14 protein-coding genes are annotated in these 13,479 nt (G+C 60.7%); 7 read left to right on the top strand and 7 right to left on the bottom strand.

Annotation, left to right across the window (positions count from 1 at the left end):
- Positions 1-17: 17 nt before the first annotated feature.
- The 4 genes from WCT10_02440 (at position 18) to WCT10_02425 (ending at position 3,410) form a co-directional block, all read left to right on the top strand.
- Positions 18-959: a GTP-binding protein gene (locus tag WCT10_02440; GenBank protein ID MFA6603680.1), complete on the top strand. Its 942-nt coding sequence runs from the start codon at positions 18-20 to the stop codon at positions 957-959.
- 160 nt (positions 960-1,119) lie between these two features.
- Positions 1,120-2,322, top strand: a complete 1,203-nt coding sequence (locus tag WCT10_02435; protein ID MFA6603679.1) for an endonuclease/exonuclease/phosphatase family protein — start codon at positions 1,120-1,122, stop codon at positions 2,320-2,322.
- Positions 2,323-2,453: 131 nt separating this feature from the next.
- Positions 2,454-2,849 (top strand): cupin domain-containing protein, encoded by a 396-nt coding sequence (locus tag WCT10_02430; GenBank protein MFA6603678.1) that lies wholly within the window; start codon positions 2,454-2,456, stop codon positions 2,847-2,849.
- Positions 2,850-2,876: 27 nt separating this feature from the next.
- Positions 2,877-3,410: a prepilin-type N-terminal cleavage/methylation domain-containing protein gene (locus WCT10_02425; protein ID MFA6603677.1), complete on the top strand. Its 534-nt coding sequence runs from the start codon at positions 2,877-2,879 to the stop codon at positions 3,408-3,410.
- A 144-nt stretch (positions 3,411-3,554) separates the two neighbouring features.
- Here WCT10_02425 and WCT10_02420 read toward each other — a convergent pair whose 3' ends face one another.
- Both WCT10_02420 and WCT10_02415 read right to left on the bottom strand, forming a co-directional pair.
- The gene (locus WCT10_02420; GenBank protein MFA6603676.1) at positions 3,555-4,496 is read right to left on the bottom strand and encodes a trypsin-like peptidase domain-containing protein; all 942 of its coding nucleotides are present in this window, start codon (positions 4,494-4,496) and stop codon (positions 3,555-3,557) included.
- 100 nt (positions 4,497-4,596) lie between these two features.
- The gene (locus tag WCT10_02415; protein ID MFA6603675.1) at positions 4,597-4,812 is read right to left on the bottom strand and encodes a hypothetical protein; all 216 of its coding nucleotides are present in this window, start codon (positions 4,810-4,812) and stop codon (positions 4,597-4,599) included.
- Between WCT10_02415 and WCT10_02410 the strand changes: the two genes are divergently transcribed.
- The gene (locus WCT10_02410; protein MFA6603674.1) at positions 4,794-7,199 is read left to right on the top strand and encodes an Ig-like domain-containing protein; all 2,406 of its coding nucleotides are present in this window, start codon (positions 4,794-4,796) and stop codon (positions 7,197-7,199) included. The genes WCT10_02415 and WCT10_02410 overlap by 19 nt on opposite strands.
- A 159-nt stretch (positions 7,200-7,358) precedes the next feature.
- Entirely contained in the window at positions 7,359-7,610 is a 252-nt protein-coding gene (locus WCT10_02405) for a hypothetical protein (protein ID MFA6603673.1), read from the top strand.
- Between the two features lie 317 nt (positions 7,611-7,927).
- On the opposite strand, the gene WCT10_02400 is transcribed toward WCT10_02405, so the two are convergent.
- The 5 genes from WCT10_02400 to WCT10_02380 are packed head-to-tail and all read right to left on the bottom strand — an operon-like array spanning position 7,928 to position 11,670.
- On the bottom strand, positions 7,928-8,758 hold the full coding sequence (locus tag WCT10_02400; GenBank protein ID MFA6603672.1) for an ATP cone domain-containing protein: 831 nt from the start codon (positions 8,756-8,758) through the stop codon (positions 7,928-7,930).
- Positions 8,759-8,767: 9 nt separating this feature from the next.
- Complete coding sequence (locus WCT10_02395) at positions 8,768-9,577, bottom strand: metal ABC transporter permease (protein MFA6603671.1); 810 nt, start codon at positions 9,575-9,577, stop codon at positions 8,768-8,770.
- Between the two features lie 5 nt (positions 9,578-9,582).
- The gene (locus WCT10_02390) at positions 9,583-10,380 is read right to left on the bottom strand and encodes a metal ABC transporter ATP-binding protein (protein ID MFA6603670.1); all 798 of its coding nucleotides are present in this window, start codon (positions 10,378-10,380) and stop codon (positions 9,583-9,585) included.
- Entirely contained in the window at positions 10,352-11,296 is a 945-nt protein-coding gene (locus tag WCT10_02385) for a metal ABC transporter substrate-binding protein (protein ID MFA6603669.1), read from the bottom strand. The genes WCT10_02390 and WCT10_02385 overlap by 29 nt, the downstream gene beginning before the upstream one ends.
- Positions 11,293-11,670: a transcriptional repressor gene (locus tag WCT10_02380; GenBank protein ID MFA6603668.1), complete on the bottom strand. Its 378-nt coding sequence runs from the start codon at positions 11,668-11,670 to the stop codon at positions 11,293-11,295. The genes WCT10_02385 and WCT10_02380 overlap by 4 nt, the downstream gene beginning before the upstream one ends.
- 88 nt (positions 11,671-11,758) lie before the next feature.
- On the opposite strand from WCT10_02380, the gene WCT10_02375 reads away from it, so the two are divergent.
- Positions 11,759-13,309, top strand: a complete 1,551-nt coding sequence (locus tag WCT10_02375; protein ID MFA6603667.1) for an HD domain-containing protein — start codon at positions 11,759-11,761, stop codon at positions 13,307-13,309.
- Positions 13,310-13,479 lie beyond the last annotated feature (170 nt).

Here is a 13,479-nt window from a genome sequence, read left to right as displayed (position 1 = left end):
GCCGTCAACACTGAATTATGCCCACGCCCATCACCGTCTTCACCGGCTACCTAGGAAGCGGCAAGACGACCATCATCCTGAATCTGATCAAGCAGCTGCCGGCGTCCTATCGTTGCGTCTGGCTGAAGAACGAGTTCGGCGACCTGGACGTCGATTCCCAGCTCGCCAAGGAAAGCAATATCGAGGTCCAGCAGATCCTGAACGGCTGTTTGTGCTGTGTGCTCGTCGGCCGGCTCGGCGAGGCGCTCGAGGAGATCGTCGCCAAATACGATCCGGACCGGATCATCGTCGAGACCTCCGGCTCGGCTTATCCGGCGCCGATCGCCGTCGAGATCCATCGTCATCCGCAGACCTTGAAACTCGATGGCATCGTGACCGTGATCGACGTGCTGAATTTCACCGGCTACCGCGATAAGAGTTTCACTGCGAAGATCCAGGCCCAGTATACGGACCTGATCCTCGTGAACAAGCACGAACTTCTGACCGAGCGCCAGCTCGAGACCGCGCTCGACGACGTTTACGAGCTGAATCTGACCACGCCGAAGATCAAGACCAACCACGGGCGGGTGAGTCCAGACGTCATCTTCGGCATCGATTCGCGGCTGTTCGCCAAAGCCGAAGAGGTCGCGCTCGCCGAGCGGGGGCGCGATCCGGAACACCACGAACGCGAGGTCGAAGTTTTTCAGATCGTGACCGATCGGAGTTATGAACGCGCGGCTGTCGAAGCGTTGTTCAAGGGCCTGCCGCCGGAATATTTTTATCGCATCAAAGGCCTGGTGCGCACGCCGGCGGGGATCGAACTCGCGAATTGCGTCTTCGGCCGCTGCGATTTCGCGCAGCTGGAAAGATATTCCGGCCCGACGAAACTGGTCTTTATGGGCAGAGGCCTCGCGGAGCATATTCCGCAGATCGCGCAGGCGTTGTCTTTGCAGCCGGACGAGTATCGGATCATCCAGTGAGCAAAAAAGTAATTTTGGCGGCTGATTTTGCTTATTCTAGATAAAATATCGTCATAAACAAGCACCTGCCTTGACCTTATATTCGCCGGGGTCTATGGTGTCCTGTTGTTCTTTTCATTGGAAATAAAAGGCAGGCCAGTTTGTCACCGGAGGTGGCGCTATGAGATCTTTGCTCCCCCTGTCCGTTGTTTCAGTCGTGGTCTGTTCGGCTTGCGCCGCTTCCAGAATGGAGCTCATGCGGCCGATCCCGGCCATGGCTTCCAGTCTGGAAAGACCGTTGTTCAGGACTCTGACATTCAACGCCGGCCTGGCGCCGGGGATCGTGCCGTTCGCCACGCAACGCATCGCGCTTGTGGCCGAAGCCGTGGCGTACTCGGATTTCGACCTCGTCTGCCTGCAAGAGGTCTGGACCAAAGAGGCCCGGGACGCGATCGTCGCCGCGCTTGCTTTGCCGCCGGAGAATGTCTATTACGTCGAGACCGAGGGCGAAGGCGAGACCGGCAAGGATCGCTGCGCGGACGGCGAGATCGACGATATATTGGCTTGCGCCCAGAAGAATTGCGGCAGCGAACCAGCGGAAGAGTTCACGGCCTGCGCCGCCAGAAAATGTCTGGCGAGCGGCATCCAGCTCTACCTGCACTCGCGGTCTTGCCTGAATTGTCTCACGGCCTGCGCCGGCAAAAGCGCTTCCGAGGTCGTCGAGACTTGCACTGGCGCGGGCGCCGGCGCTTCCAGGACCTACGGCGGGCGCAATGGCATCATTTTGGCCTCGCGTTGGCCGCTCATCGATAAGGGCGTCGAACATCTGCCATCGAGCGGCGCCAATCGCGTCGCTCTCATGGCCAGGGTCGAAGTTCCCGGCCATGGCTCCGTCGAAGTGGCCTGCACGCATCTGTCGTCCAGGAATGACGTCTCGCCGACCCATCCGGCCTTCAGCGATTGGAGCGACGAGCAGCGCGCGCAGATCGAGCTGATCTCCGAGAAGCTGAAGTTCCGTTCAGAGGGGCGCCCAGAGCTCCTCATCGGCGACATGAATTTCGGCCAGCGCAATGATCCGGTCAATGCCGCGCTCATGTGGTCGTCATGGAAACTGACCGCAGATCTCGGTTTCGTCAGTCCGGTGGAATACGCCGAACCGGCGTTCTGCAGCTGCTGCGACAGCAATTATCTGAACGTCTCCAAAAGCAACATCCTGATCGATCACGCGCTGGTTCGCAATCCGCCGAAAGGAGGCGGCCTCGAACCGCTGCAGGCTTTCCGTGTCTTTGATCAGACGGTCAGTATCCTGGATTGGACGAGCCAACAGGTTCAGACTAACATGTCCGATCATTACGGCGTCGTCGTGGATTTCGACCTTCACTGACCGTCCTCCCCCAGCCGCCAAGCTGAGCTTGGCGGTTTTTTTATCTTTCATTCCGGATCGCGGTTGGAAGCGGCGATGTTTTTTGAGATACGGTATGATATACTTGCGCGGTAAGTATTCATCAATCTCATATGAGTTACATCGGAAATATCATCAATCTGACGAAAGCGAACGACCTGTTCCGTCAGGTCTTGTTCACCGGCCAGAAGAGTCAGCTTGTGGTCATGGCTATTCCGCCAGGCGGCGAGATCGGCAAGGAAACGCATCCGAACGTCGAGCAGACACTGTTCTTCCTGTCAGGTCATGGCGAAACAATCCTGAACGGCCAGCGGTCGCCGATCGCTCCTGGCGATGTCGTCATCGTGACTCCCGGCACGGAGCATAATTTCGTGAACACCGGCACGGAGCCGCTCAAGGTCTATACGCTTTACGCTCCGCCGAATCATATTGACGGCCGCACCCATAAGACCAAGGCCGATGCTGACGCTGATGAAGAAGACGAGGAGTTCGGCCACGGGGTGAAATAGGACGGCGTCGGCCGGGAATGGCGGCGTATGTCCAGATATTTCAGATCCAGCAGAAAAGCTTTCACTCTCATTGAACTTTTGGTGGTCATCAGCATCATCGGTGTTTTGTCGACTCTGGCTGTCATAAGTACGGTCCGGGCGCGCGCTTTGGCACAGCACAACAAGGCGCTGGGGGATCTGAAACAGATCCGGACGGCGATCACGCTGCTCGAATCCGATACCGGCAAATGGCCCAACGGTTGTCGGCCGAATCAGGTCGCTAATCCCGAAGTTCTGATCACCGGCGTCCAAGCCGGTCTTCTCGCGAGTCCGGTGGTCGGCGATCAGGGCAATGGTTGTTTTTGGAGCGCCAAGGATGTCCAAAATTGGACGGGTCCGTATTTGAACATCGCGCAGGATCCCTGGAGCCACGATTATTGGTTCGATCCGGATTACGTGCCTTATGATAATTGTGCGACCAAGACCGTCCAGCCGCAGACAGTCGCAGTGTTGTCATTCGGGCCGAATGGTGGCGCTTTGAACGGTTACGATTGCGACGATATTTTTCTGCCGATCAGGTGAACGCGATCCTGATGAATGATGGCGCCGGTCCCGCGCGGGACCGGTTTTTTGATCGTCGGCGCGGGCGTTTGGTCGGGATAAAAAAATCCCCTCGCTGGTGCGCGAGGGGCGGCTGTGGCGGGGCGGCTTGGTAGCTGGCTCCGATCAGGGTTGGGAAGATTCATCGAGTTCGTCGTTGCCGATGGTGTAGATGATACCGTCGACATGGATGCGTTTCCAGAGCTTGTCGACCTTCGACTTCGAAGTTCCGGCGGCTGCGGCGGCATCGTCCTGCTTATACCACTTGTAGGTACCAGCTTGGACTTCGGTCCAGAACTTTTTGAACTTGCTTACCGGGATGGACACGATGTTAGGCGAGTTGCTGACAGCGATCACGCCGACGAGGAAGGCAACGATGCCTTTTTGGTGGCGGCTGACGATGGACGATCCCGAGGAACCGGGTCCGGAGCTCATCTGCAGGAGCGTTGCGCCTTTCCAGTTGATGTCGCCGTCGATGATCGGGCGATCGAGCGCTTCCATGCTGATGTGACCGCGGAACAGCTGCTTGCCTAGACCGAGCGGCGAGGCGAAGTTACTGACGTCCTCGCCCAGGACCGGATCATGTTCGGCGAGTCCGATGACCGGGATCACATCGTCGAGGGTTACCTCGAAGACCGAGAAGTCATCGCCGCGATGCTGAAAGCCTACGCCGACGACCTTGGCCGGGAAGAAGTTCTTCCGTTCGGGTTCGTCGAAGGTGATGTACCAGTTCGTCTTTTCGACATCCACGCGGTCGTGGAGAGTGTCGTCGGACGAGACGCAATGCGCCGCCGTTACGAAGTGATAGACTTTGCCTTTACGTTCGAAGGCTGTGGCCGTGCAAAGCATCCTCAGTCCGCCGTCTTCGGTCTGGCCGTAGAGCAGGGCGGTGGCCTGGCGGTAGTTCTCTTCCATGGGGTCGAGACCAGCCGAGACCAGGGAGGCGGGCGCCGGAGTCGGCGCAGCGTGCTTCTTCGCTGCCGCAGCCTCGCTCGACTGCGGGATGAGGGAGATAAGACACGCGACGGCGGCGCTTCGCGCCAGACAGAGGGGTAGCTTCGGAACCATTAGGGCCTCCTGGCGTCAGCCGGTTTCCTGAGCCGGACAGACGCATGTTATAGCCGTGATAAAAAGGACCTTGAGCACTATATCAACCGGCTTTGAACCGTCAAATCCAACCGCTTGAAGCGGCGGTATTTTGCCTGAATGGTTTGAACGGTTTTAAATCAGAGCCGCAGTCAGATTGGTCTGGGACGATGTCGAAGAGCTCGCGTAATCGTGCTATAATTAATTCAATCTTTCTTTTGCCGCTGGCCAGCGGCGCGAATTTATCAAGGAACGCCATTACGGCGGCCTCAAGGACATATGACCGGACAAAAGCCATCGTCATCCTGGTTTCATCTCGGAGCTCGCGATCTGCCGTTTCTGGCCGCGCTCGCGAGCATTCTGGCGCTCGTGCCGCTCATTTATTTCGGCGCGCAGGCGCAGACTGCCGCCCTGGCCATCACGTCCGGTCCGTCCGTGCCCGAGGTAGCTCTGACTGAGAATGGTGCGACCATTGTCTGGGATACCAACATCGAAGCGACCACGGTCGTGCTGTTCGGGACCGGTCCGGAGTTGGGCCAGACGCTGAAGAAGATCGAGCCCATGCCCGGCGAGCCGGAGGTCTCGGAAACGCGGCACACGTACTCTTTCCTGGAACTTGCGAGCGGCACGACTTATTACTATAAAGTACGGAGCGTCTCGGCTGATGGGGCGATGGTCGAATCCAGCGTCAGGAGTTTCGTCACGAAAGCGTCCGCGGCGCTGCTGAAGCCGCTGGCGCCGGCTCTGGAGAAAGTGTCGATCAAATCGCCGGCTTCCGGTTTCACGGTCCAGCCGCCGGTCAGGTTTGAAGCCGCGACCGATGCGCCGGCCGATGTTTTGGAATTTCGCCTGACCAATCCGCTCGGGACGGTCATACTTTACGCCGGCAGTTTCGCGGCTGGCGTTTGGTCCGCGTCGCTCCCGGATCCGTTGCCTGGAACTTATACTTTGCGCGCGGTCGCCACCGGACCGGACGGCGTCGGCGGCAAGATCAGCGTCGGTTCCGAGGCGGTATCTTTCATCGTGAAAGCGCCGGCGATCGAGAAGCCCGCGGAAGAACCGTTGAAACAGCTGGTCTCCGTTTGCGGCAACGCCAAGTGCGAACCCGGCGAGGGGCCGGATGTCTGCGCTAAGGATTGTCCGCCGACCAAGCCGCTGCCGCCAGCCGAACTGCAGCCGTTAGCGCCGCCTGATCCGGCCAAGGAACTGCCCGTCAAACCGTTGCCGCCATTGCCGCCGGCCGAGCCGGAGCCAGGCGAGGAAACGCCGCCGCTGCCTCCGTTGCCGCCACGACCGCCGCTCGAAGTGCCTGATGCCGGATCGTCGCCGGAAACGACGGATTTGCCGCCCGCGCCGCCATTGCCGCTCTTATCGCCGCTGCCGCTGCAGCCGCCGATGTCCGTCGATCTTCAGGCAGCCGTGGAGTCGGTGAATCTTGATCTGGCCGGGCCCACACCCACGCCCGCGCCGCCCGTATCCGGCGGGTCGTCTGCCGGCAGTGCGCCGGAACCGCAACTCACTCCTGACCAGCTGCTGTGCCGCCAGGCCGGCGTCCCGCCGCTGAAGTGCGAGCTCTGGATCCAGGCCACGTACGCGGACAAGACCTGCGCCGAAGCCGGTATCGCCACGCAAGAGTCCTGCATCGAATTCCTGAGCAAAAAGAACGACGGCCAATTCCCCGGCTGCGAAGACCGGTCCGCGAGCGAATGCGACGAGATCAAATCGCGCTCGATTGCCGGTTACATGCCGACGGAGACGAGGGAAAAAGTTGACGAGGTCATCGCCAAAGCGACTGAAGAGAAAGTCATTCCGAATCTGCCTGGCGTGATCGGCATCTCGCAGACGGCGGCCAAAGACGCCGAATGGCGGGCGTCGGCTCCGTCCGCAACAGGCGTCGAGACCTCCGCTGTCGTCATCATTATCGATGCCGACAAGGATGGCTTGCCCGATGATCTGGAAAAGATCCTCGGTACTGATCCGAACGACGCGGATACCGACGGCGACGGCGTCAATGATGGCGACGAGGTGGACCGGGGGACTGATTCGAAGAGCCGCTCCGAGAAAACAGAACAGGAAACGGATCAGACGGTCCGGGCTTTGGCGACGCGTCAGCCGCTGGAGCAGCCGCGCGGCGCCGGCCAGGTCAGCCCGTCTTTCAGTGTCCAGGTCGCGCCGGCTACCGGCAGTGGCGCTCCCGAAGATCGGACGCCGGGCGCTGGGAACGCGAATCTGAATCTTAACGGCGAGGTGGCTGGCGGTGTCGGCGGTCGGTCGGCGAGCGCCGGACTCAGATTGCAGGGCACCTCGCTGCCGGGCATGACCTGTCTGCTTTATGTGTACTCCTACGTTCCGGTGGTCCTGACCACGACCGCTGATGCGAACGGCAACTGGACCTATGATCTGGGCTCCAGTCTGAACGATGGCGAGCACACGGTCTACGTGGCCGTGACCGACGATACCGGCAAGATCACTGAAAAGAGCAATCCGTTGTCGTTCATCGTGGCTGAAGCCCGCGCCGTGACGGTCGATGAACTCCTGGCCACTCCGGCCGCCGCCGCAGTCGTGGCGAGCCCTGAAGCCGACCTGCGCCGCTGGTACATCCTGGGCGTCATCGTCCTGATCCTCTTCGCCGCCGCGGTCGTGACGGTCCTGGTCCGCCGTTCGGGCCGGTCCGAGATCAAGTAATTCCGCCGCGATCTGACATCCGCGCCGCTAGATCGGTGCGGATGTTTTGATTTGGCCTCGCGGTTTTCTGGCGGCTGAAAAGGCCTGCGGCGGCGTGCGCTGACGTCTTGACTTCAGTCGTCCGAGCTGGCAGGATCGGCGGCAAGGAGGGCAGTCAGGATGGCTAACCGCGAAATCGAAGTCTCGTGCGTCGTGGATTCTATGAAGATTTCGTCGAGACAGGCCAAGGGGAAGTTCTTTAAGGGCGAGAGGTTCTTCAAGATCGAGGAACGCGAGTTGATCATCGATTTATGCTATCGCTTCAGCGTCACGCCGGGCGAGGCACTGGAAGCCATCGCTCGGGCCAAGAAAGCCAACGCGTTGTGGGTGGTCTACTGCGGCAACAAACGTTATTACGTCCTGGTCTCTTAAGCGGCGCGAGGCGGCTCCTCGAGCCGTTTTTTTTAGCCACTTTAATCCGATCCCGAGCGTCAGCTCGGGATATTCAGATCAGCGAATATCCCGCACTGCCTAGTGCGGGGGTAGGGGGACCCTCCTTCGTCCCATAGACTTCGGAGGGTATTGCGGTCAGACATATCAGCGGCTCCAGATATCTGCCCAGCTATCGCCAACCGCAGCTTTAGCGCAGGTTGGTGGGCTGCGGCGAATGAAAGCGGTTGGATATCAAAAACCCCGGGTTTTCAGACCACGGGGTCCGTAATTTCCAGGTTCGATCCGACGGCGCGTTTTCAGATGACGCTGATGACCTCGGCGCAAGCGGCGATGATCTTGCGGACGCGATCGGTCGGTAGCTTGACCAGTTTGGCGAGTTTTTCCGGTTCGCGGCCGGCGACTTCGTGGCACAGGATCAGGTTCGCGGCCGTGAAGTTGTCGAGTTCCCACTGGCGCAGATCGTCGATCACGGTGATAGGGTAGAGTTCGGCGTGGTCCACGAGGCGCGCGAGCGAATGTTCCTCGCCGCCCCAGCCGACGAGGTGCATGCCGCGGCAGACGCCGAACATCAGGGCTCGTTCGGAGAACCGGCCGTTGGTCACGATCCAGCATTCGTCGAATTTGACGCATTTGCCCGAACGCGCACCGTCGGTCATGTCGACGAAGGCGGCCCAGGTCGCCATCGTGTCTTTGAGGCTGACGGTCTCGTCGAAGCGGTTGCGGAATTTGGCTTCGATCATGGCGGTCCGCCCGTCTTTCTTGGCGATGACGTCGATCTCGTGGTTGACGCAGAGTCCGGACAATTCCTCGACCGGGGTTTCGACCTCGTACTGGTAGGCTGCGAGGATGGCGGCGACGTATTGTTCGAATTTGAAACCGGCCGGGCCGAGGCGAAGCAGGGCGTTGCGCAGGTTGTAGCGCGTGGCGACGCGGCGGTCGAGATGGCGCAGTTCGCGCCGGACGATGGCGTAGAGTTCGCGCGTGGTCATGCCGTCGCGCATCTGCCGGTTGACGTTCTCCAGCACCTGGCGGATCAGGTTCGATTTGGCACCGGCCCGCTTGAGCGTCCGGCGGATCTTTTCCTGATTGTAGACGACTTGCTTGCCGTCGGATTTGGTGACGCGCATAGGGTCTGGTCAGCGGGCCAGGCGGCGGGCGATCGCGGCCAGGAAGAAGAGCGTTGTGCCGATGAGGACGATCGTCGCGCCGCTCGGCAGATCGTAGCGGAAGGAGAACAGCAGGCCGCCGATGATCATGACTTCGGCGAGGATCAGCGAACCGATCGTGTAACTGCGGAACGAACGCGTTAGGAGGCGGCTCGTTGCGGCTGGCAGGATGAGCAGCGCCGAGACCAGCACGACGCCGAGGATCTTGACTCCGAGCACAGTCGCAAGCGCGAGCGCGGCGTAGAGCGCGGCGGTGTGCAGGCGGATGTTGACTCCGGCCACCGCGGCGTTATCTTCGGCGAGCGACATGTAGGTCAGGCTGCGGAAAGACAATCCCAGCCAGGCTACGATGGCGCCGCCGACCAGGGCCGTGATGATGAGGTCGGTGTTTTGAATGGCCAGGATGCTGCCGAACAGGAACGAGACGAGCTCCGGCTGATAACCGGAGGAGAAACTCATGAGCAGGACGCCGAGCGCCATGCTGGCCGTGAAGAAGATGCCGATGAGCGTGTCGGTCGGGAGTCGGGTCGAGCGTTCGAGCCAGAAGATCAGGAGCGCGATCGAGAGCGCCAGAGCGAGCGCGACCGGCAGCGGCGCCCAGCCGGCGAGTACGGCCACGGCGATGCCGGCGAGCGAAGAGTGGGCGATGCCGTCGCCGAAGAAGGCCATCTTGCGCAGGGTCACGAAGATGCCGAGGTAGGCGAGCAGGACGCCCAGGAGTACGCCGGAGATCAGTGCGCGCTGCATGAACGGGTAGGAGATCATCTCTAGGAGCGGCATAGGCGTCATTTGGCCGGCTTCCGGTCGTGGTCAGCGCCATGGCCGGGGTGGTTGTAGGGGTGCTGATGAGCGCCGAAGAGCTCCTCGATCTTGTTCTTGGTCAGCGCTTCGGCTGGCGAGCCGAAACAGAGCAGTTTGTGGTTCACACAGACCACCGTGTCGACGATGTGGGAGATCATGGTGATGTCATGCGAGACCATGATGATCGTGGTGTCGTGTTCGGTCTTGAGGTGTTTCAGGATCTCGAAGAACGCCGCTTCGCCCATGATGTCGATGCCGGCCGACGGTTCGTCGAGGAAGAGGATCGAGGGATCGTTAATGAGCGCTTGAGCAATAAGCACGCGCTGCAGCTGGCCGCCCGAAAGTTCGCCGAGATGCTTGTACAGCGTCTCTTTGGGCAGGCCGACCTCGCGCAGTTTGTGTTCGACGCGCGACGCCGGGAAATGTTTTTGGCAATGGATGCGGCGCGCGAGATCCAGGAATTCGCCGACGGTCATGGGAAAATAACGGTCGAAGTCGAAGCGCTGGGGAACGTAGCCGATCATTTGGCGGACGCTGTGCAGGTGCTTGCCGAGGATGCGGATGTCGCCGCTTTTCATCGGCACGAGGTCGATGATCGCTTTGATCAGGGTCGTCTTGCCCGAACCATTCGGTCCGATGACCGCGGCGATGCTGCCTTGATTGATATCCAAAGAGATGCCGTCAATGACGATATTGTCGCCGTAAGCGACCACGCAATCCCGGATCGAGATTGCCGGGATGCCGCGGCTGGTGTTATTGGTTTTGGCTGATGGTGCGCGCATTGTAGATCATCATGTTTATATAGCTGTCGCGCCCCGGAACGCCGCCGCTCGGATCGAGGATCGCGAGGGTGAGGCCGTTGTCGGCGAGGAAAGAAGCGATGCTCTGCGAGGCGAGCTGAGGCTCGGAATACAGGACTTTGACTCCCGTGGATCTGATGCCGTCGGTCAGTTCTTTCAGATATTGTGGCGTCGGTTCGCGGCCGGCCGTCGGTTCGAAAGTGCCGGCGACCCGGAGGTCATAGGCTCTGGCGAAATAATACCACGCATCGTGCAGCGTGACGATGTTGCGATTGGTCGTGCCGCTGAGCAGTCGCCGCATCTCGCGGTCGGCCGCGGCCAGCTCCTCGAAGTAGCGCATCTGGCGCTGGTCGATGGCTGCGGCCGCGTTCGGCAGCCGCCGTTTGAGATCTTCGGCGATGGTGTGGGCGATCCGGGCTCCGTTCGCCATGGTCAGCCAGTAGTGCGGATCGAGTCCGTCGTGGCCCGGTCCGGCGGCCTGGCCGTCCTCGTCCTCGGAGTTCTCGCGCAGGTCGCTCAGATTCACGCTGTCATCAACTAGGACTCTTTCCACGCCGGTCGCGGCGGTGAGTTTTTCGGTCCAGTCGTCGAGCCCGTGCCCCACGGCGTAGATGGCCACGGCGCCGCGCAATTCCCGGATATTCGACGGCAGCGGCTCGAAAGTGTGTGGGCTCGCTCCCGGCGGCACCACGAGCACGACCTCGGCGTTATCGCCGGCGATATTCCTGGCGATGTCGTAGAGCGGAAAGATGGTCGCGGCGATCCTCGGTTTGTTCGGCGCTGGCGCCTGGCTGCCGCGATCCGACGGTTTCTGCAGCAAGATGATCGCGGCCAGGATGATCGCGGCCAACAGCGTGAAAACGGCGATCGGGGACAGGCGGAAACGTTTCTTGGTCATGGTCGTTTTTTGTTACAAGCCGAACAGAGTCCGGTCAGCGATAATTGGTGTTGGGCGGCGAGATTGACCGGGCAGGGGACGCATTCCGTCCGCGAGCAGCGCGGACAGAGCAGGTGAGCGTGGTGGCTGCGTCCGGCGAGTTCATAGCGCGTTTCGGTTCCCGCGACGCCAGCTTCGCTGATGACGTCCTTTTTGAGCAGTTCGTGCAGGTTGCGATAGATGGTCGAGAGGTCGATCCGTCCCAGTCGGGAGCGGAGTTCCGTGGCCGTCCAGGCCCGCTCCTCGTCGAACAGCCGGAGCAGGCGATGCCGCCCTCCGGTCCGGCGCAAACCTTTCGCGCGCAGCGTTAGTTCGTAGCCGCAGACATGGGTCATGGCTTAATTATGCAAATTCATTTGCGTTTTGTCAATCGCGCCCCGGACGGTTGAGTCAACCGCCGGGCTTTGCTATGCTCTACACGTTATGGAAGCAGAGCACCGCGAAAAATTCGCTCCAGAACTGGAATTCGCCCGTCGCCTGGAGTCGGAGCCTGATCTGGCGTTCCTGCCCGAACTTTACGGCCGGTTCCCGAAAGCCGAGTTCTATCTGGTCGGCGGAGCCGTGCGCGATCAGCTGCTCGGACGCCAAGGTTTCAAGGATTACGATCTCGTGGTGCGCAACGTGACCCTCGAGGAATTGTCGGGATCACTGGCCGAGGCCGGTTCGGTCGATCTGGTCGGCCGTAATTTCGGCGTCCTCAAGTTCTGGCCGAAGCGCGGCGAAGCCGAACCGGCGCGTGAAGCGGTGGATATCGCCTGGCCCCGGACCGAGACGGCCGGCGGCAGCGGCGGCTATCGCGATTTTGATGTTCAGGCCGATCCGGCTCTGCCGATCGAGCGCGATCTCGCGCGCCGCGACCTCACGGTCAACGCTATCGCCTGGGATATGCGGCTGCAGCGCTTCATCGATCCCTACGGCGGCCGGGAGGATATCCGTTCGAAGACGCTCAGGGCCGTCGGCGAACCGGCTGCGCGTTTCCAGGAGGATTACTCGCGGATGCTGCGCGTCGCGCGTCTGGCCTGCCAGCTCGGCTTCACGATTGAGGAGCGGACCTGGGACGCGGTCCGGGCGCTCATGCCCCGGATCAACGATGAGCGCGCCGTCCTGGCCGACGGCCGCGAGATCAGCGAGCGGGTCGTCCCTTACGAGACCATCGCCAAAGAGCTCTTCAAGGCGTTTGACGCTGATCCGGTCCGGGCGCTCGATCTTTTCGAGCAGTGCGGCGCCTTGTTTCAGTTGATGCCCGAGCTCAGGCTGCTCTCGACCTGCGAACAGTCGCCTGATCACCATCGCGAAGGCAACGTCTGGACGCACACCAAGCTAGCCATGGCCAAGCTTGTGAGTCCGGAATTCGCCGCCAGATTTCCCGGTGAACGCGCCGGCGCCGAGACTGCTCTGGCCGTCCTGCTGCATGATATCGGCAAACCGGCGACCGCCAAGCGTGCCGCCGGCGGCTTCACGTTCTACAACCACGAAGAGGTCGGTTCGGGCCTGGCGCGCCAGATCGCCGACCGGCTGAAGCTCGCGTCCGCCCCCGGCAGGAAGATCTCGTCCGAGCGTTTGGCCGGACTCGTCAAGAATCATCTGTTCCCCAACATGGTCCGCGTGGACGAGGTGCGCAAGACCACCCTCGCGAAATACTTTTTGGCCGATCGCGACGCCGGCCGCGAACTCCTGCATCTGGCTTTCGCCGACGCCTCGGCCAGCCTGCCTGGCGACGGGGAGCCCGACCTCTCCAACCTGGATCGTCTGCTCACGGAACTCTCGGTCCTGGAAAAACGCTCCGACTGCGGATCCGGCAGCCGGTCAGCTCAGCTTCTCACTGGCCGCGAGGTCATGGAGACACTGCATCTCGCGCCCGGACCTGAGATCGGCCGCGTTCTCGAAGAGGTCAAGGAAGCCCAGCTCAAAGGCCAGATCGCCACCCCCGACGCGGCTAAAAGTTTCATCGCCGGCAGATACGGCGCGAAGTGATGATTTACGTTAATAACTCGTCTGTTGTTGGCCATGATTATTCAGTCTGTTGATAATCTCGATTGACGCCCAAGCTTAATGAGCCTAAAATTTGACGTAGCCGACGCGATAATTTCAATCAAATATTTTTAACTATCCTGGTCTTGTCCGGAAGCTCTCGCCTATGGGAT

It is taken from the genome of Patescibacteria group bacterium, assembly GCA_041667185.1.
GTDB lineage: Bacteria > Patescibacteriota > Patescibacteriia > SG8-24 > SG8-24 > JBAYFM01.
The sequence above is the reverse complement of the archived record's forward strand: the minus strand, read 5'-3'. Positions and strand labels throughout refer to the sequence as shown.